This is a genomic window from Bradyrhizobium sp. USDA 3397 (assembly GCF_054060965.1).
The window spans coordinates 7,653,481-7,672,323 of sequence record NZ_JBSSDS010000001.1; the positions used below are offsets into that span (position 1 = coordinate 7,653,481).

Consider the following 18,843-nt stretch of genomic DNA (forward strand, 5'->3'; position numbering starts at 1 on the left):
CTATCTGCCGATCAGCAGCGTAAGCCGGTCGAGCAGCGGACGCTGTCCTGCATTGATCTTCTCCTGCGCCGCGTCGAGCGTGAACCATTCGGCGCGGTCGACTTCCGGAAAGGCCTGCCGCTTGCCGCTGCGCGGCGGCCATTCCATCTCGAACGTGTTGCTGCGAATGCTGCGCACGTCGAGATCGAGCTCGGCCGCGAAAGCGGTGACGAGCTTGCCCCCGCGCTGCCTGACCTGGCCGAGCGGAGTCAGCGGCATGGAAAGCTCCTGCCCCAGCTCCTCGGCGAACTCACGTCGCGCAGCGGTCTCTGCGTCATCTCCGTCCGCGTACTCGCCTTTCGGGATCGACCATGCGCCGAGATCCTTGTTGCGCCAGAACGGCCCTCCGGGATGGACCAGGAGCACCTCGATGTTCCCACGCCTGCGATAAGCGATGATCCCGGCACTCTTCGATGGCATTGCAGGTTCCGGCACGGGAAAAAGTGGAACTGAGCGTCTTAGCGCAGGTTAGTAGCGCAGTTTCATTTGTTGAAAGGGAGTGAACCATGATCCGCCTGTTGGCAACCACCGCATTGGGGGTGGTGCTGGCGAGCGCCGCGTATGCGCAATCGCCCAGCACGAATCCGCCGTCTCAGCAGACGACGCAGTCCCAGTCGAACTCCACCGCGCCATCCACGACCTCGCCGTCGAGCGCGACCGACACGCAGCAGACCACATCGCAACCGCAGCAATCCCCGCCGTCGGGAACGTCGACCCAGACCACGCAGACCAATCCACCATCGTCCGGCTCCGGCACCGCCAATACGGGCTCGACTGCGCAGTCGCAAAGCGGGACGGCAAATTCCAATGCAGCCGGCAACCAGCCTGCAACGCAGCAGAGCGCCAACCCGCCACCTGCGAACACCAACCAGGCGCAGGACCAGTCCAATCCGCCGCCGGCCAGCAATCAAGCCCAGCAGGCACCGGCCGCATCTGGAACCAACCAGGCCCAGCAGGCACCGACTGCGCCGACGAGCAACCAGGCGGCCGCCCAGACCGACGTCAACCTCAACAAGCAGCAGGAGACCAAGATCAGCGCGTCGATCTCGCACCTCAACGTGCGGCCGCTGACCAACGTCAATTTCTCGCTGAACGTCGGCACGGTGGTGCCGCGCGACGTGCACCTCTCGACGCTGCCGCCCGACGTCGTTGAGATCGTGCCGCAATATCGCGGCTACAGCTTTGCGCTGGTGAAAGATCAGATCGTCGTGGTCGATCCGGCGACCTACAAGATCGTGACGGTGCTGCCGTATTCAGGCCAGTCCACGGCGACAACGACGACCACGCGCGAGCGTAGCGCCAGCAAGTTCTCGGATCGCGATCGCGAGGTGATCCGCAAGCATGCGAAAACCCGTACCGAGGGGCGCAAGGAAGTACGGACCACCGGCAGCACAGCGCGCAGTGAGATCCGCGTCGGTGACCGTCTTCCCGAGAGCGTCGAGGTCGAGGAGTTCCCGACCACGGTCTACCGCGATGCGCCGGGCTTGCGTGAATATCGCTACATCCACCGCGACACCCGGACCTATGTCATCGAGCCGCGCGAGCGGAGGGTGATCGAGGAGATCGACTAGGTCGATGGCGATTGGAGCCGCGCAAGGGAGCGGCTCCGATCGTTAGCCTGATGTCCGTTCGCGCGATGCGAGACGAACGGCGCGCGCCTTCGCGCTCTTTCCGGCCGCGCGTGCCGCGATCATGCTGCGGGCCTTGCCGGGAGCCGTGACATTCTTCCGCAACAGTGTGGCGAGCCGCTTGCGGGCGAGATTCGTCGTCACGCGCGCCGCGAGTTGCTCACCCTTGCGAATGATGTTCGCAACCGAAGGCGTCAGGTTCACCGGAACCCAGGCGACGTCCTTGGCCTTCGAAAGACTGCCGATGCCTTCGCATGGCGCTTCGCGCGGCAGGTCGATGCGGATCGCGAGCGCCTCCGACCGTTCGGTCCAGTCTTCGGCCTTGGTGCCGGTGATGATCCGGACATAGTCACGCGTTTCGCGCGGCAGCTCGCTCTGCCTGGCAAGCCATTTCTGGATGCGGCCGGGACCGGCATTGTAGGCGGCGGCAGCAAGGCCGAGATTGCCGAAATCGTCGCGCAGCTTGCGCAGGAATTTTGCCGACGCCGGCAGCGCCTTCATCGGATCGAAGGGATCGTCGAGCCCGACCTCGGCGGCCGTCCCCGGCATGAACTGCGCGACGCCCTGCGCGCCAGCATGGCTGACCTCGTCGGACTTGAAGCGGCTCTCCTGCCAGATCAGGCGCGCGAAGAACGGCACCGGAATGCCGCTGGATTCTGCGGCCTCGCGCAGCGCGTGACAAAATCGTTCGGTTGGCGAGGGCTCCGCCTGCACGACCGGCTCAACCGCGCGCGGTGGCTCGATCACCTGCTCGTACGCCGCGTGCGCATTGGCAAGCTCGATCGCCTGCACGCTGGCGACGAAGAGCTCGACCACCGGAACAAGTGACGAGGCATGATTGTTCTTGAGAACAGTGGTGTCGAAACGTGATGCTTGGCGGGATGCCGACGGATCGAGATCGCACATCAGAAGCAGAAACGCGGCGCAAGCCGCGACGACAAATCGCATTTGCTGGGACAACCTCGAACTGTGTGGATGAACGGCCAGCGATGCGCCGGCGATAGGAAGTTCTTAACCGTCCGATTGCGGCAAAGCTGCGATCTCGTCGGTTCCTTCGGTGTTACTACGGTGTTCCCGAAGCGAAACCATCCGCGGTTTTGCGGGCCGTTTGCGAGTGGGATGCGCGATGACGATGCGATGGATGCTTGGCGCGGTGATTGTGCTGTGGCTCGCCGGCCCGGCGCTCGCAGGCAATCTCGATCCGGCCGCGGTGAACGAGGCTGCGCGTCCTGCGAAGCCGCCGGCCACCGACAAGCTGAATGCAGCCGTGGTGAAGCTTCAGGTGCTGCTCGATCGCGCGCAATTTTCGCCCGGCGAGATCGACGGCAAGCTCGGCGAGAACGCGCAGAAGGCGCTCAAGGCGTTCGCGGAGCAGAACGGCATCGCATCCGACAAGGTTGTGGCGCCGGAGCTCTGGGACAGGCTGACCGCAGCGAGCGAGGGCCCGATTCTCGTCGACTACAAGATCACCGACGCCGACGTGAAGGGACCGTTCTTAAAGAAGCTGCCGGCCAGGCTCGATGACATGAAGTCGCTGGACGCGCTGAGCTACACCAGCCCGCTCGAAGGACTTGCCGAGAAATTCCACATGAGCGCGGATCTGCTCAAGGCGCTCAATCCGGGCAAGGCGTTCGACAAGGCCGGAGAGACGATCGTGGTTGCCAATGTTCCGGCGCGGCGCGAGCTGCCGCGCATTGCCCGGCTCGAAGTCGATAAGACCAACGGGACCTTGAAAGCGTTCGACGCAAGCGGCGCTCTGCTGGCGTTCTATCCGGCGTCAGTCGGCAGTCCGGATCGCCCGACGCCAACGGGAACGCTGAAGGTCACCGCCAGCCACGAGCTGCCGACCTACCGCTACAATCCCGAGTACAAGTTCAAGAGCGTCAAGTCCAAGAGACCGTTCGACATCAAGCCGGGACCGAACAATCCGGTGGGCGCATATTGGATCGGCCTGTCGGCGCAGGGCTACGGCATCCACGGAACGGCAGAGCCCGACAAGGTCAGCAAGTCGGCGTCGCACGGCTGCGTTCGGCTCACCAATTGGGACGCGCGGGTGCTTGGCGAGAACGTGAAGCGCGGCATGCCCGTCGTCTTCCTCGATGCGCCGACGGAATCTTCATCGAAGCGGCAGGGCACGCCCGCTGCGAAGCGTGCCGCGAACTAGTCCTTGGGAAAATCCTTGCGCATCGCGATCTCCGCGGCGTCGCCGGGCGACAGCACGTTTTGATCGAAGGCGGCCTGCGGCGTCGTCATGATGTCGTAGAGCGAGATGCCCTTGATCGGCTTGCCCATGAGCTCGCGGACGCATTCGGCGAGCGTGCCGTTGTAGACGAGATAGGGCGAACCGCGATCCTTCAGCCGCTCGCCCTTCAGCGACGGCCATTTCTTCAACTCGGCCGGCGCGTCATAGGCGATCGGCGATCCCTCTTTGAACATGCGTTTGGCCCCGGTGGCTTGATGGCCGGGAAGTCTACAGCCGCCGGGTAAACGCCCGTTAAAGAATTGGTTCAAATCAGCCGGCAATGAAGGCGAGCAGGGTGCCGTTGGCCTTGGCCGGCGGCACGCAGATCGCAGCTCCGCTCCGCACGGCGGCCGGCCCCAGCGCCTTCTCGGTCGCGGCGAGATCGCCGCTGACCAGCACCAGCGCGGCGCCACCGCGTTCGGAGAGGCCGGTCAGCGACACGCCGGGATAGCGCTTGGCGAGCTGGTCCAGCGTCAGATAGACGAAGTCGGCGCGATCGCCGCCGGAGGGCACGATGACGGCGCCGTCCGCGTCGGTCTTCGCCTCGCGGTCGATCAGGCGGGCGAGATGCGCGGCCTCCTTGGCAGGCTCTGGCGTTGCGATCAGCGTCTGCTTGATCCGCTTGGCCGCATTGGCGTGGGTCATCAGCTCGGGGATCCACACGGTCTCGCGGGTCTTGTGCTGGCAGGCGAAGATGCGCACGCCGCCCGGCGCTTCAGCCGTCGGCCACATGAAGGTGCGGAATTTCGCCGCCGAGATCGTGCCGTCTGGCAGCGTGACGGGGCGTTCGAAATCGGTCGGGCCGATCGGCTCCAGGCCCCGTGCACGGATCTCCTCGGCGCCGGCGGCGCTATCGACTGCAGTGAAAGCGATGCGCTCGATGCCCTCGCCATGGCGCTCGACGAAGGCGCGGGCCGGCGCATTGTGCTCGGTTGCCACGAGCACGCCGAGCAGCTCCATGTAATCGGGGTCGAACATGATGGTGTAATTGCCGGTGCCCATATGCGCGCTGTGGGTGCCGCGCGGCGAGACCGTGAAGCCGAGTTGCCGATAATTCTCGGCAGCCTTGTCGAGATCCTTCACCATGACGACTGCGTGGTCGATACCGATGACGTTCTTGAGGGCCACTGTTGTTATTCCCCGATTGCAAGCTGATTTTGCGCCGCGCCGGCGGCTGCCGGCCATGTCTACGCCGGATGGGCCGTCAAGTCATTTTCAATTCGGCGAGAGATGCGGAATTTCATTCCGCGCGATGCATCCTCGTCCGGCGTGCGTCAGCGCGCCTGTTCGATATAGGCCGCGAGGACGGCGCGCTCCTCGCCGGTCATCTCGGTGATGTTGCCGGGCGGCATAGAATTGGACCAGGCCGCGACCCGTCCGATCAGGCGGATGTTGCGATGGATGTGCTCGGGCGTGTCTAGCACAATGCCCTTCGGCGCGGTGACGATGCCGGCCCAGACCGGCTCGGCCGCGTGACACATGCTGCAGCGGGACATCACGATCTCCTCGACATTGGCGGCCGTGACGGGCGCCGACAATGCGCCCGTCTTCACCTCGCGCGGTCCGGCGGCGGAGAGGAGGAGGATCGCAATCACGCCGGCCGCGGCCACGCCCCACACCCACCAGGGCGATTTGCGCCCGGCATGACGCTCGTTGAAGAAGTGGCGGATCACCGGCCCGAGCGCCAGGACGATCGCGACGATGATCCAGTTGAAGCGCGTGGCGTAGAGCAGGGGATAGTGGTTGCTGATCATCAGCACGACGACGGGAAGCGTCAGGTAATTGTTGTGGACCGAGCGTTCCTTGCTGGCCTTGCCGAGCTTGGGATCAGGCGCCTGTCCGGCGATCAGGCTGGCCACGATCTTCTTCTGGTTCGGGATGATTAGCGTGAAGACGTTGGCCACCATGATGGTGCCGATGATCGCGCCGATCTGGTTGAAGGCGCCGCGTCCGCTCAGCACATGGGTGAAGGCGTAAGTGAGTGCGACCAGGAACAGATAGCCGCCGATGGCGAAGGGCAGTTCGCGCTGGGCGAGCCCGGTGCGGCAGGCGGCCTCATAGAGCAGCCATGCCAGCGCCAGGCTGCAGAAGCTGAACAGTCCAGCCTGGAATGATGTGAGGTCGAGGATCGACTTGTCGACCAGGAACAACTCGGCCTCGAGATAATACACCACCACCATCAGCGCGAAGCCGGACAGCCAGGTGGTGTAGGCCTCCCATTTGAACCAGGTCAGCTCGTCCGGCATCTGGCTGGGCGCGACCAGGTATTTCATGATCCGGTAGAAGCCGCCGCCATGGACCTGCCAGGCCTCGCCCTGCACGCCGCCCGGCAGGTCGGCCTTCGGCTTCAGGCTGAGGTCGAGGGCGATGAAATAGAAGGAACTGCCGATCCAGGCGATTGCGGCCACCACGTGCAGCCAGCGCAGCAGCAGGCTCGCCCATTCCGATATGACGGATCCCCACATGATCTCCTCATCCGGCGCGACCTGGATGCCGCAGCCTCCATGACCGTAACCGGCGATCGCCGCCCTCACAATGTGTCGCACCGTTCAACCGCATTTTCCAGTATGATGGACTGCGGCTGATGCACATCGTGCGGGCATGAACTGACGTGGGATTCGGCAGTCGCCAAACTCGCCGAGAGACCTTTTGCGGGTGATCGGCGTTGACGCACGACACGCCCAAGGCGGAGGACGACGAATTGAGCGACAGGATAACGTTCGTGGCGATGCTCGCAGCGCTGCTGGCCGCTGCTGCGGCGGCCGGTGCACACGCCGAGCCCGTGTTGCAGGGCAAGGACGCCTATGGCGATTGGCGCGCCGACAAGCCCGGCACGGTCAGGCTGATCCGGCCGCAGGATCTGGTCAGGCCCGGCGCCACGCGATCGGTTGCGAGCTCGTCGCGCGTGGTGCCGCGTCCGCCGGAAGCCCAGCTCCAGGTGCCGGCCGGCTTCAAGATCGAGCTGTTCGCCGAAGGCCTGCGTGCGCCGCGCATCATCCGCGCGGCGCCGAATGGCGACGTGTTCGTTGCGGAAACACGCGCCGGTACCATTCGCGTGCTGCGCGCAGGCGAGGGCGGCAAGGTCGCCACCAACGAGGTGTTCGCCAGTGGTCTGCGGCAGCCGTTCGGCATCGCTTTTTTTCCGAACGGCGACAATCCGCAATGGGTCTATGTCGCCAACACCGACAGCGTCGTTCGCTTTCCGTACAAGGCCGGCGAACTGAAGGCGCGCGGCAAGGCGGAGACGGTTGTCGCAAGCCTGCCGGATGGGGGCCATTCCACCCGCGATATCGTCTTCACGCCCGACAACACGCGTATGCTGGTGTCGGTGGGTTCGCTCAGCAACGTCGCCGAAGGCATGGGCACGCCGCCCGGCGGGATGGAGGCGTGGGCGAAGACGCAGCCGCTCGGCGCCACATGGGCCAGCGAGCTCGAGCGCGGCGCGGTGCTGGCCTTCAACCCTGACGGCAAGGAGCGAAAGATCCATGCCACCGGTATCCGCAACTGCGTCGGCCTCGCGATCCAGCCGCAGACCGGTCTACCCTGGTGCTCGACCAATGAGCGCGACGGTCTCGGCGACGACCTCGTGCCCGATTACGTCACGAGCGTGAAGGAAGGCGCGTTCTACGGCTGGCCGTGGTTCTATATCGGTGGCAATGAAGACCCGCGCCATGCCGGCGCGCGGCCGGATCTCAAGGACAAGGTGACGGTGCCCGATGTGCTGATCCAGCCGCACTCGGCCTCACTCGGCATGACCTTCTACCACGGCGCGCAGTTTCCGCCCGAATACCAGGGCGACGCCTTCGCCGCCCAGCACGGCTCCTGGAACAGGTCGAAACGCACCGGCTACAAGGTGATCCGCATCCGCATGAAGGACGGCAAGCCGACCGGCGAGTACGAGGATTTCGTGACGGGGTTCGTCGTGAACGATACGGAAGTGTGGGGCAGGCCGGTGGGAGTGGCGGTGGCGAAGGATGGATCGCTGCTGATCTCGGAAGATGGCAACGGCACGATCTGGCGGGTGACGCACTGATCTTACCCTCCCCTGGAGGGCAGGGGAATCGCATGTAATCCTAAGGCATTGCGATTTGGAGAGAAATCGATTCTGAAGGTGACTCCCGGAGTTGGAAGGAGCGACCGATGGATCGATTTTCGGAGTGCTTCGAAGAGCTGCCCGACCCGCGTGCGGACAATGCGCTGCACGACCTGACGGAGCTTTTGTTCATCGCCCTGATGGCTACGTTGTGCGGAGCGACAAGTTGCACCGACATGGCGCTGTTTGCGCGGCTGAAGGCTTACCTTTGGCAGGACGTGCTGGTGCTTAAGCATGGATTACCGAGCCATGATACGTTCAGCCGTGTGTTCCGCATGCTCGATCCAAAAGCGTTCGAAGCGGCATTCCGACGCTTTATGGAGGCTTTCGCTCAAGGTGCGAAGATTGCACAGCCACAAGGCGTGATCGCGTTAGACGGCAAGGCGCTGCGGCGTGGCTACGAGAGCGGCAAAAGCCACATGCCGCCGGTCATGGTGACGGCCTGGGCGGCGCAGACGCGTATGGCGTTGGCCAATGTTCTGGCGCCAAACAACAACGAAGCTCTCGGCGCTTTGCAACTCCTCGAACTCTTGCAACTCAAAGGCTGCGTAGTGACGGCGGATGCACTGCATTGCCACCGCGGCATGGCCGAAAAGATCGTGACGCGGGGCGGCGATTACGTGCTGGCTGTGAAGGAGAATCAGCCCGCGCTGTTGGCTGACGCCAAGGCAGCGATTGCCGCAGCCACGCGCAAGGGTCAGAAGCCGGTCGCCACCACGGATGCAGACCATGGGCGAAAAGAAAAGCGCAGCGCGCTTGTCGTGCCCGTCAAAGACATGGCCCAAAAGCATAACTTTCCTGGCCTCAAGGCAGTCGCGCGGATCAGGAGCAAGCGGGGGAACGATAAAACCGTCGAACGCTACTTCCTGATGAGCCAGAACTACAGTCGAACGCAGGTTTTGCGCATTGTTCGCACCCATTGGACCATCGAAAACGGCCTGCACTGGCCGCTCGATGTCATCCTCGACGAGGATCTGGCCCGCAATCGCAAGGACAACGGTCCGGCCAACCTTGCCGTGCTCAGACGACTCGCCCTCAACGTCGCCAGAGCTCACCCCGATACAAAAATCTCCTTGCGCCTCAAGCTCAAGCGCGCCGGCTGGAACGATACCTTCTTCTTCGAACTCCTAGGCCACATGCGATAGCCCTGCCCTGGAGGGGGAGGGTCGGCGCGAAGCGCCAGGGTGGGGTGATCTCTCCACTCCGGCAGCGTTCGATGCGGAGAGACCGTCACCTCACCCCGCTGCGCATTCCGCTTCGCTGCATGCGCATCGACCCTCCCCCTTTAGGGGAGGGTAAGAGCAGCACGCTCGCCTCGACCTAGCCCCGTCTCACGCTCGCACCACCATCCACCGGCAGCGTCACGCCGGTGATGAAATTCGCCTCATCGCTCGCCAGGAACAGCGCGGCGTTGGCGACGTCCCAGCCCGTGCCCATCTTTCTGCGCAGCGGCACCTTGCTGTCGCGTTCGGCTTCGACCTCGGCGCGGGTTTTGTGCCATTCGCGGGCGCGGGTGTCGACGGCCATCGGCGTGTTCATCAGGCCGGGCAGGATGACGTTGGCGCGGATGCCGTATTCGGCGTTCTGGTAGGCGAGCTGTTCGGTGAAGGCGATCATCGCCGACTTCGTCGCTTTGTAGGCGACGTAAGGATAGGTGGTGATCGCGGCCATCGACGAGATGTTGATGATGGCGCCGCTTCTCTGCGCGCGCATGATCGGGATCACTTCCTTCGCCGCGAGAATGCAGCTCTTCAGATTGATGGCGACGACGCGATCGAAGGCCTCCTCGGTCAATTGCAGCAGCTCGGCATCGCCACCGGCGAGGCTGACGCCGACATTGTTGTGCAGCACGTCGATACGTTCCCAGCGCGATTGCGCGTCCGCAACCATCGCCTTGATGTCCGCAGCCTTGGTCACGTCCGCCTTGAAGGCCGCCGCCGTGCCACCTTTCGCGGTGATCATCGTGACCGTCTCCTGCGCCGATTCCGGATGGTGGTCGACACACAAGACCTTGGCGCCCTCGCGCGCGAAGGTAAGCGCGGTCGCGCGGCCGTTGCCCATGCCTTCGCCGGGGCTTTGCCCGGCCCCGACGACGATCGCGACCTTGTCCTTCAAGCGCATCTCGGCTCACTCCCGTCCTTGTCATTATTTTCGTGCAGACTAGCAATCGCGCTCCTGGGAGAGAAGAGCGCGCTTTCCGCGTTCATGTCATTGACATCACACGGAATTGCATGTGGCGGCCGGTCCATCGCGCATGGCTGGCCGTTGCGGTCCAGGAACCGTTCCGGCTTCGCTGCGTTTGTCGCGGAGCCTTTCCCGCGCTAGGCTCAGTCCCGGGGCTTCCCAACCACCAGTGGCTTGCCGATGAATCTGCTCGATCCGCAAGGGCCCGTGGCTGCTGGCAACAGCACCATCCTGGTCGATTCGGTCTTCATCATGCTCGTGATCGTGGTGCCGACCATTTTCGCGATTCTGGCTTTCGCGTTCTGGTTTCGCGCCTCGAATCCGAGGGCACGCTACCAGCCGGAGTTCGTCTATTCCGGCCGCGTCGAGATGGTGGTGTGGTCTATTCCGGCGCTCACCGTGATCCTGCTCGGCGGCGTCGCCTGGATCGGCTCGCACCAGCTCGATCCCGCCGCGCCCGTGCCGGGCACCGGCAGCCCGGTGCGAATCCAGGCGGTCTCGCTCGACTGGAAATGGCTGTTCATCTATCCGGACCAGCGCATCGCCACCGTCAACACGCTGACGGTGCCGGCCGGCGCCGAGCTGAATTTCCAGCTGACGTCATCGAGCGTGATGAACACGTTCTTCATCCCGCAGCTCGGCAGCATGATCTACACCATGAACGGCATGGTGACGAAGCTGAACCTGCGCGCCGACAACGAAGGCAAGCTTCAGGGCCTGTCCGCGCATTTCTCCGGCGACGGTTTCCCGGACATGATGTTCGACGTCAACGTAATCTCGCCGCTCGCCTTCCCAGACTGGGTGGCGAATACGGCGAAGACGGACGCGGTGCTGAACGAGGACAGCTACAAGAAGCTGATGCAGCAGGGCATTGAGAAGGGCAGGCCGGTCTACCGCCTCGACGATCCGCGCCTGTTCGATTTGATCGCGACCCAGCACATTCCGCCGGGGCCCGGGCCGGCCCTCGCCTCCGATGCAGGCCGGTCGCACAGTGGGGGCCATGATGCTCGGTAAGCTCGATTGGTCGGCCATCCCGCTGGACCAGCCGATTCCGCTCGTCGCCGGCGGGGTGGTGCTTGTCGCGATCCTCGGCGTGCTGGGCTGGGTCGTGGTGAAGGGACATCTGCCCTATCTCTGGCACGAATGGATCACCAGCGTCGACCACAAGCGCATCGGTGTCATGTACATCCTGCTCGCCTCGGTCATGCTGCTGCGCGGCGGCAGCGACGCCATCATGATGCGGATCCAGCAGGCTGTGGCGTATCAGTCGCAGGGCTATCTGCCGCCGGAGCACTACAACCAGATCTTCTCCGCGCACGGCACGATCATGATCTTCTTCGTGGCGATGCCGTTCGTGATCGGGCTGATGAACCTCATCGTACCGCTCCAGCTCGGCGTGCGCGACGTCGCCTTCCCGACGCTCAATTCGGTCGGCTTCTGGCTGACGGCGACGGGTGCGCTCTTGGTCAATATCTCACTCGTGGTCGGCGAATTCGCGCGCACCGGCTGGCTCGCCTTTCCGCCGCTGTCGGAACTGTCCTATTCGCCCGGCGTCGGCGTCGACTATTACGCCTGGTCGCTGCAGATTTCCGGCGTCGGCACGCTGGTGGCCGGCATCAACCTCGTCACCACCGTGCTGAAGCTGCGCACCAAGGGCATGAATTACCTGCGCATGCCGATGTTCTGCTGGACCACGCTGGCCTCGAACCTCCTCATCGTCGCGGCGTTCCCGATCCTTACCGCGACGCTGGCGATGCTGCTGCTCGACCGCTATCTCGGCTTCCACTTCTTCACCAACGAGGCCGGCGGCAACGTCATGATGTTCATGAACCTGATCTGGGCCTGGGGTCATCCCGAGGTCTACATCCTGGTGCTGCCCGCCTTCGGCATCTTCTCTGAGGTGGTCTCGACCTTCTCCGGCAAGGCGCTGTTCGGCTATCGCTCCATGGTGCTCGCGACCATGGCGATCTGTGTCGTCTCCTTCATGGTCTGGCTGCACCACTTCTTCACGATGGGCGCAGGTCCCAACGTCAATGCCATCTTCGGCATCGCCAGCATGATCATTGCGATACCGACCGGCGTGAAGATTTACAATTGGCTGTTCACGATGTATGGCGGCCGCATCCGTTTTGCGACCCCGATGTTGTGGTCGGTCGGCTTCATGGTGACGTTCCTCATCGGCGGACTGACCGGCGTGCTGCTCGCGGTGCCGCCGGCCGACTTCATGCTCCACAACAGCATGTTCCTGGTGGCGCACTTCCACAACGTGATCATCGGCGGCGTGCTGTTCGGCGTTTTTGCCGGCTTCGAGTACTGGTTCCCGAAGGCGTTCGGCTTCCGTCTCGACGAACGCTGGGGCAAGGCCGCGTTCTGGTTCACCTTCATCGGTTTCTTCATAACATTCATGCCGCTCTACATTGCCGGCATGCTCGGCATGACCCGGCGCATGCAGCACTACGACGTGGCGGCCTGGCGGCCCTGGATGATCGTTGCGGCGGTCGGCGTGGCGGTGCTGACGATCGGGGTGATCTGCCAGATCGTGCAGCTCGTCGTCAGCATCCGCAATCGCGAGGCGTTGCGCGACCGCACCGGCGATCCCTGGGACGGGCGCTCGCTGGAATGGGCAACCTCGTCGCCGCCGCCGGCGTTCAACTTCGCCTTCAACCCCGATGTGCGCGGCGAGGACGCCTATTGGGATATGAAGGCGCGCGCGAAGCAGCAATCGCTCGCGCATGAGACGCCGGATTATCAGGACATCGAGATGCCCCGGAATTCCCCGACCGGATTCGTCTGTGCCTTCTTCGCCACCATCATGGGATTCGCGCTGATCTGGCACATCTGGTGGATGGTGATCCTGGGCGGCTTGGGCGCTTGGGCGACCTTCGTCGTGTTCGCCTGGCGCGACCATGACGAATACGTCATTCCGGCCGAGGAGGTCGCCCGCATCGACCGCAGCAACATCCAGGAACGGCGCAACCTCGTCAGCATGGCGGGAGCAGTCTGATGGCGATGACCGCGACCGCAGGCCACGCCCACGCCGATCCCCATCATATCGGCCTCGTCATCGAGCATCCTGGCCCCGCGCCGAAGCGGATCGTGACCGCCTACGGCTTCTGGATCTTCCTGCTCTCCGACATCGTGATGTTCTCCTGCTTCTTCGCGGCCTATGCGGTGCTGTCAGGCCAGACCGCCGGCGGCCCCAAGGGCGCGGAGATCTTCGAGCAGAGGAACGTGGCGATCGAGACGGTCTGCCTGCTGCTGTCGAGCTTCACCTGCGGCATGGCCAGCATCGCCGCCGACGTGCGCAACCGGTTCTGGTTTTATCTTAGCATGACCGTGACCTGCGTGCTCGGGCTGATATTCCTCGTGCTGGAGTTTCGCGAATTTGCCGACCTCATCGCGCGTGGCTATGGCCCGTCACGAAGTGCGTTCCTGACCGCGTTCTTCTCGCTGGTCGGCTGCCATGGTCTGCACGTCTCGGCCGGCGTGCTGTGGCTGCTCACCATGATGGCCCAGGTGTTCGCAAAGGGCTTTCGCGCCGACATCTTGCGCCGGATGACGTGCTTTGCGCTGTTCTGGCACGCGCTCGACATCGTCTGGGTCGCAGTGTTCTCCGTCGTTTACCTGCTCGGAAGCGCGCCATGAGTGAGCAGACGCATGGGATGGTCAAACGCGACCTCGCGCCGGGCGAGGAAGAAGAGCATAGCGTCGGCGCAAGGATCCTCGGTTACGTCGTCGGGCTCGTGCTCGCGCTGCTGCTCACGGCGACGTCGTTCTTCATCGCCGGCACGGACCTGGTCTGGCAGCCCTCGATTCCCGTCGCGCTGATCGTGCTCGCGATCGCACAGATGGGCGTGCATCTGGTGTTCTTCCTGCACATCACCACCGGCCCCGACAACACCAACAACGTGCTGGCGCTCGCCTTCGGGCTGCTGGTGGTGTTCCTGGTGGTCGGCGGCACGGTCTGGATCATGGCGAATCTCAACGCCAACATGCCGCCGATGGACCAGATCATGCGGATGCAGTGATGGCGCTCTTTCGTGCAATGAGATTGGAATCGGTCGCTGTTCGGGTTCACCTCTCCCTTCGGGAGAGGTGAACCCCGGAGCTCGCATCGATTCAAAGTGTCGCTTTGCTTTAGCGACGCACAAAAAGAAAGAGCCGCTTGTTTGTGACAAGCGGCCCAAGTCTAGGGAGGAAACGCCCAAGCAAAGACAATCGGCCGAAGCCGGATTGCTGCCAAGGAACGCTCGCGCAAGGCGCTTGCGTAGGCTTACAAATGCAGCAACCGCCGACGAAGTTCAATTCCGGATCAATACGGTCTCGGATTACCACTCACGGGTGCGTGAGGGAGCTTGCTCACCTTGGCCGGCGGCAATTGTAGGCCTTGCGGAAGCCGGCCGCCTGGGCGTCGTCCTCCGAGCAGAACCAGCGATCCGGTGTCGTGGTCGCGGGATAGCTCGGGCATCCCCGCAGATGGTAGATGCCGATATTGCCGGTGACGCGGGCGCGCACCGCGAGCTTGCCCTTGATGCTGCAGTTGGGGGGCATCGTCAGCTCCTCCGGAAACAGCACGGCGCGGATTTCCTTGTCGCGGTCCGGGCGGCAGGCGGTGCCCAGCAGCGCGCCGTCCTTCTTGCCGCTGCGGAACTCTTGCGGTGCAACAAAACAGCCCTTCCAGATCCCCGCCGCCGTCGTCTTGGCCTCGGTGGCTGCCGGCTTGACGTTGGCCTTCATCGGCTCGCGTGCGAGGGCAAAGCCGAGCTTGATCAGCTGCTCGTTCAAGCTGGCCTTGTCACCTTCGGCCGTGCAGATGGCGCGGTGCCGCTTGCCAAAGCTCTTCTCGGGTCCGACATCGTCGCAGCGCACCGTTCGTTTGTTGATGAGCTTCGTGAGCTGGTCGCGGGCCTCGATGCCGCAGGTCCAGGCATCGGCTTTATTGTCGATGCAGACCTGGTCGAGCTCCGGCGCGTCGACGCCGTCGAGCCGGTAGGTGACGTCGCCGAGCTGGACCGAGTTGCCGTCACGGGCCGTCGCGGCGCCGGTGAGCGCGGAAACTGGTCCGGACGAGGCCAGAAATCCGGACAAGGCGAGAAACGAAACGAGCGCAAAAGCGCGGGCGGCGGCAAAGAATTTCTGGAAGGACATACGGTCTCGCTATCGATGGCTCGTGCGCCCCGTTCCTAGCATCCGGATGGGGCGAGACCAATGGTCTGCGCCTCGCGAAGTGCAACATTCCGGCCCCGCGGCTTTACTCCGCCGTCGCTCTGCCCGTATCGTTTGCCGGCCTTGCGAGGCGCGAAAGGCCGAATCGCCCGGTAAGCGGCGAGGGGGGAGGACAAGGTTGCGATGAAAGACCCTGTGGATGTCCTGATCATCGGCGCCGGCGCTTCGGGCGCGGCGGTGGCGTGGTCGCTGGCCGAGACCAAGATGCACATCCTCTGCCTGGAGCAAGGCGGCTGGATGAACCCGGCGGAATATCCCAGCACGGGCCGCGACTGGGAGGCTAAGTTCTACGGCGAATGGTCGTCGAGCCCGAACGTGCGCGCCCGGCCCGAGGACTACCCGATCAACGACGACAACTCTCCGATCAAGGTCGTGAACTACAACGCGGTCGGCGGCTCGACGGTGATGTACACCGCGCACTGGCCGCGGCTGCATCCCTCCGATTTCAAGGTGAAGACGCTCGACGGCGTCGCCGACGACTGGCCGATCGACTACGAGGCATTGACTCCGTTCTTCGAAGAGAACGATCGCATGATGGGCACGTCGGGCCTGTCAGGCGATCCGCTGTCGCCGCTGACGCATCCGCCGATGCCGCAGCAGCCGATGGGCCTGTCCGGCGCCATCATCGGCAAGGCCATGAACACGCTCGGCTGGCACTGGTGGCCGTCGGACACCACGGTCGCGACGATGGACTACGAGGGCCGGGCGCGCTGCATCAATCTCGGCCATTGCACGCCAGCCTGCGCGCAAGGCGCAAAATCCTCCACCGACATCACCTATTGGCCGCATGCGATCCGCGCCGGCGTCGAGCTGCGCACGCATTGCCGGGTGCGCGAGATCACCACCGACGAGAACGGCATGGCCTCGGGCGTGGTCTATTACGACAAGGACGGCATCGAGCAGTTTCAGCCCGCGCATGTCGTCGTCATCGCCTGCAACGGCGTCGGCACGCCGCGGCTGCTGCTCAACTCGGCATCGGGCCGCTTCCCCAACGGTCTCGCCAATTCGTCGGGCCTCGTCGGCAAGAACCTGATGTTCCATCCCTATGCGCAGATCTACGGCTATGTGAAGGAGCCGACCGACTCCAACCGCGCGCCGCCGACCTGCCTGTGGAGCAAGCAATGGTACGACACCGACCTGTCGCGCGGTTTCGTGCGCGGCTATGGCGTTCAGTTCGTGCGCGGGGCCGGGCCGGTGTTCGAAGCGGTCGTGAGCGAGCAGAAGGGCATCTTGCCGTGGGGCGAGGATCACCACCGCGTGTTCCGCAGGCTCAACGGCCATCGCTTGGGTTTCTCCGCGATTTGCGAGGACCTGCCCGAGGAGCACAATCGCGTCACGCTCGATCCGGTGCTGAAGGACAGCCACGGCATTCCCGCGCCGAAGGTCGACTACACCATCAGCGAGAACAGCCGAAAGATGATGGAGCACGCGCTGGCGCGCGGCCGCGAGTTTCTCGAGACGGCCGGCGCGACCGACATCTGCGTCAACTCGCCGATTCCCTGGGGCGGCTGGCACCTGCTCGGCACCGCGCGCATGGGCACCGACCCCGAGCGCTCCGTCGTCAACGAATGGGGCCGCTCGCACGACGTGAAGAACCTCTTCATCGTCGACGGCAGCATCTTCGTCACCTCGGGCGGCGTGAACCCGACTTCCACCATCCAGGCCCTCGCGCTCTACATTGCCGACCAGATGAAGCAGCGCCTCGCCAATTTGTTCGATTGAGGCTGTAATGTCCGCAGACAACCAACTGACACGCAGGCAGCGCGACGATCTCCGCGCTATCGCCGCGATGATCATCCCGGCCAGTGACGAGTACAAGGTGCCGGGCGCCGATGATCCCGCGATCCAGGCGGACATGCTAGCAACGCTCGGTCGCGATACCAAATTGGTCGCGGCGGCGCTGGATCATTTGGCGCGGCTCGCCGGCGCCCCGCTCGCCGAGCTCGATGCCGCCAGACGCGATGCGGTGGTGCACGAGTTTCGGAAGAGCGGCGGTGCCGCCGCGGCAACGCTCGTCCGTGTCGTGCTGCAATGCTATTACCGCGACGACCGCGTGCTGGGCTCGCTGGGGCTCGAGCTGCGCGCGCCATTCCCCAAGGGCCATGTGCTCCCAGAGGGGGACTGGTCGCTGCTCGATCCGGTCAAGGCGAGAGGTGGTTCGCTGCGGCGCCCGCCCTAGCCATCTGGGCAGTCCGGCCCAGCGCTCCAGGCGGGCCACTTGCATCGGCGGGAGCAGGCCACCATCTGTGTGAGCCTCAAGGACTCTTGCCATGTTGGACTTCACCTCAGATATCGCCGATGACGCACCGTCATCGCGGACGACGGCGCCTGGCCCGGCCGATGACCGGGCGCTGCTGGACGCCTATTCCCATGCCGTGATCGACGTCACCGATCGCGTCGGCCCTGCGGTCGTGCGCGTCGAGACCGGCCCCAAGGTGCCGAACGGCCGGAAGCGCGGCGGGCTCGGCTCCGGCATCGTGATCTCGCCGGACGGACTCGTGCTCACCAACAGCCATGTCGTCGGCACGTCGAAGGAGATCCGGCTGCGCGACGTCGAAGGCCATGTCGGCGACGCCCAGGTGCTCGGCGTCGATCCCGACACGGATCTGGCGCTGTTGCGCGCCAATGGCGTGCGGCACTTGCCCTATGCCGCGCTCGGCAATTCCAAGAATCTGCGGCGCGGCCAGCTTGTGATCGCGATCGGCAATCCGCTCGGCTTCGAATCGACGGTGACGGCCGGCGTGGTCTCCGCGCTCGGCCGCTCGATCCGCTCGGTGAGCGGGCGCACCATCGAGGACGTGATCCAGACCGACGCCGCGCTCAATCCCGGCAATTCCGGCGGGCCGCTGGTGTCGTCGCATGCCGAGGTGATCGGCATCAACACCGCGATCATCAATGGCGCGCAAGGAATCTGTTTTGCGGTGGCCAGCAACACCGCGCAATTCGTGCTGTCGGAGATCATCCGCCACGGCTATGTCCGCCGCGCCTATATCGGTGTCGCCGGGCAGACCGCGCCGGTCCCGCGGCGGCACGCGGTGCTGGCCGGGGTCGAGAACAAGATGGGCGCGCTTCTGATGCAGATCGAGCCGGATGGACCAGCGGCGAAGGCAGGCCTGTTGCCCGGCGACGTCGTGATCAGGCTCGACGGCGTCGAGATCAACGGCGTCGACGATCTGATCCGCGTGCTGGACCGCGACCGGATCGGCCGCCGGCTACCCATGGACGTGCTGCGCCTCGGCCGCCTCCGGGCGATCGACATCGATCCCGTAGAGCGCAAGCCGGCGCGCTAGCGCAGAGCGGTAGCGAGCACGTCTCCACGATCTCGTCATTGCGAGCGAAGCGAAGCAATCCAGACTGTCTCGGCGGAAAGACTCTGGATTGCTTCGTCGCAAGGGCTCCTCGCAATGACGCGGAGAGAGCATGGGCCTTCC

18 protein-coding genes are annotated in these 18,843 nt (G+C 64.3%); 11 read left to right on the forward strand and 7 right to left on the reverse strand.

The genetic code is table 11. The features are described from left to right. Nucleotides 1-459 carry an NUDIX domain-containing protein gene (locus ACVWYQ_RS35630; RefSeq protein ID WP_157287046.1) on the reverse strand — a complete coding sequence of 153 codons (459 nt, stop codon included), beginning with the start codon at nt 457-459 and terminating at the stop codon, nt 1-3. An 86-nt stretch (nt 460-545) separates the two neighbouring features. Between ACVWYQ_RS35630 and ACVWYQ_RS35635 the strand changes: the two genes are divergently transcribed. Then, complete coding sequence (locus tag ACVWYQ_RS35635) at nt 546-1,610, forward strand: DUF1236 domain-containing protein (protein WP_456727036.1); 1,065 nt, start codon at nt 546-548, stop codon at nt 1,608-1,610. 42 nt (nt 1,611-1,652) lie between these two features. Here the strand turns inward: ACVWYQ_RS35635 and ACVWYQ_RS35640 are convergent, their stop codons facing one another. Then, nucleotides 1,653-2,615 (reverse strand): lytic transglycosylase domain-containing protein, encoded by a 963-nt coding sequence (locus ACVWYQ_RS35640; protein ID WP_271545637.1) that lies wholly within the window; start codon nt 2,613-2,615, stop codon nt 1,653-1,655. Nucleotides 2,616-2,793: 178 nt separating this feature from the next. Here ACVWYQ_RS35640 and ACVWYQ_RS35645 point away from each other — a divergent pair, with 178 nt between their 5' ends. Continuing rightward, on the forward strand, nt 2,794-3,831 hold the full coding sequence (locus ACVWYQ_RS35645; protein WP_439099740.1) for a L,D-transpeptidase family protein: 1,038 nt from the start codon (nt 2,794-2,796) through the stop codon (nt 3,829-3,831). On the opposite strand, the gene ACVWYQ_RS35650 is transcribed toward ACVWYQ_RS35645, so the two are convergent. The 3 genes from ACVWYQ_RS35650 to ACVWYQ_RS35660 all read right to left on the reverse strand — a co-directional run bounded on the left by ACVWYQ_RS35650 (nt 3,828) and on the right by ACVWYQ_RS35660 (nt 6,374). Beyond that, on the reverse strand, nt 3,828-4,103 hold the full coding sequence (locus ACVWYQ_RS35650) for a hypothetical protein (protein WP_271545635.1): 276 nt from the start codon (nt 4,101-4,103) through the stop codon (nt 3,828-3,830). The genes ACVWYQ_RS35645 and ACVWYQ_RS35650 overlap by 4 nt on opposite strands. A 76-nt stretch (nt 4,104-4,179) precedes the next feature. After that, nucleotides 4,180-5,037 (reverse strand): VOC family protein, encoded by an 858-nt coding sequence (locus ACVWYQ_RS35655; RefSeq protein WP_271545633.1) that lies wholly within the window; start codon nt 5,035-5,037, stop codon nt 4,180-4,182. A 146-nt stretch (nt 5,038-5,183) separates the two neighbouring features. After that, on the reverse strand, nt 5,184-6,374 hold the full coding sequence (locus ACVWYQ_RS35660) for a urate hydroxylase PuuD (RefSeq protein ID WP_404546278.1): 1,191 nt from the start codon (nt 6,372-6,374) through the stop codon (nt 5,184-5,186). A gap of 263 nt (nt 6,375-6,637) precedes the next feature. Between ACVWYQ_RS35660 and ACVWYQ_RS35665 the strand changes: the two genes are divergently transcribed. Continuing rightward, complete coding sequence (locus ACVWYQ_RS35665) at nt 6,638-7,942, forward strand: PQQ-dependent sugar dehydrogenase (protein ID WP_404546276.1); 1,305 nt, start codon at nt 6,638-6,640, stop codon at nt 7,940-7,942. A 107-nt stretch (nt 7,943-8,049) separates the two neighbouring features. Next, nucleotides 8,050-9,147 (forward strand): ISAs1 family transposase, encoded by a 1,098-nt coding sequence (locus tag ACVWYQ_RS35670; protein WP_404542838.1) that lies wholly within the window; start codon nt 8,050-8,052, stop codon nt 9,145-9,147. A gap of 175 nt (nt 9,148-9,322) precedes the next feature. On the opposite strand, the gene ACVWYQ_RS35675 is transcribed toward ACVWYQ_RS35670, so the two are convergent. Beyond that, entirely contained in the window at nt 9,323-10,123 is an 801-nt protein-coding gene (locus tag ACVWYQ_RS35675; RefSeq protein WP_271545629.1) for an SDR family NAD(P)-dependent oxidoreductase, read from the reverse strand. A 243-nt stretch (nt 10,124-10,366) separates the two neighbouring features. Here ACVWYQ_RS35675 and ACVWYQ_RS35680 point away from each other — a divergent pair, with 243 nt between their 5' ends. The 4 genes from ACVWYQ_RS35680 to cyoD are packed head-to-tail and all read left to right on the forward strand — an operon-like array spanning nt 10,367 to nt 14,214. After that, nucleotides 10,367-11,200 (forward strand): cytochrome ubiquinol oxidase subunit II family protein, encoded by an 834-nt coding sequence (locus ACVWYQ_RS35680; RefSeq protein ID WP_271545627.1) that lies wholly within the window; start codon nt 10,367-10,369, stop codon nt 11,198-11,200. After that, the gene (gene cyoB, locus ACVWYQ_RS35685; RefSeq protein ID WP_271545677.1) at nt 11,190-13,190 is read left to right on the forward strand and encodes a cytochrome o ubiquinol oxidase subunit I; all 2,001 of its coding nucleotides are present in this window, start codon (nt 11,190-11,192) and stop codon (nt 13,188-13,190) included. The genes ACVWYQ_RS35680 and cyoB overlap by 11 nt, the downstream gene beginning before the upstream one ends. Further along, a complete protein-coding gene (locus ACVWYQ_RS35690) occupies nt 13,190-13,831 on the forward strand; it encodes a cytochrome (ubi)quinol oxidase subunit III (protein ID WP_036026017.1) in 642 nt (213 codons plus the stop codon). Before cyoB ends, ACVWYQ_RS35690 begins: the two co-directional genes overlap by 1 nt. Continuing rightward, nucleotides 13,828-14,214: a cytochrome o ubiquinol oxidase subunit IV gene (gene cyoD / locus ACVWYQ_RS35695; RefSeq protein WP_036026014.1), complete on the forward strand. Its 387-nt coding sequence runs from the start codon at nt 13,828-13,830 to the stop codon at nt 14,212-14,214. Before ACVWYQ_RS35690 ends, cyoD begins: the two co-directional genes overlap by 4 nt. 331 nt (nt 14,215-14,545) lie before the next feature. Here the strand turns inward: cyoD and ACVWYQ_RS35700 are convergent, their stop codons facing one another. After that, entirely contained in the window at nt 14,546-15,334 is a 789-nt protein-coding gene (locus ACVWYQ_RS35700; RefSeq protein WP_404542834.1) for a thermonuclease family protein, read from the reverse strand. A gap of 201 nt (nt 15,335-15,535) precedes the next feature. Between ACVWYQ_RS35700 and ACVWYQ_RS35705 the strand changes: the two genes are divergently transcribed. The 3 genes from ACVWYQ_RS35705 to ACVWYQ_RS35715 all read left to right on the forward strand — a co-directional run bounded on the left by ACVWYQ_RS35705 (nt 15,536) and on the right by ACVWYQ_RS35715 (nt 18,702). Beyond that, nucleotides 15,536-17,134, forward strand: a complete 1,599-nt coding sequence (locus ACVWYQ_RS35705) for a GMC family oxidoreductase (protein ID WP_404542832.1) — start codon at nt 15,536-15,538, stop codon at nt 17,132-17,134. Nucleotides 17,135-17,141: 7 nt separating this feature from the next. Further along, nucleotides 17,142-17,591 (forward strand): gluconate 2-dehydrogenase subunit 3 family protein, encoded by a 450-nt coding sequence (locus ACVWYQ_RS35710; RefSeq protein ID WP_057026817.1) that lies wholly within the window; start codon nt 17,142-17,144, stop codon nt 17,589-17,591. A gap of 91 nt (nt 17,592-17,682) precedes the next feature. Further along, on the forward strand, nt 17,683-18,702 hold the full coding sequence (locus ACVWYQ_RS35715) for a S1C family serine protease (RefSeq protein ID WP_404542830.1): 1,020 nt from the start codon (nt 17,683-17,685) through the stop codon (nt 18,700-18,702). The last annotated feature ends 141 nt before the right edge of the window (nt 18,703-18,843 follow it).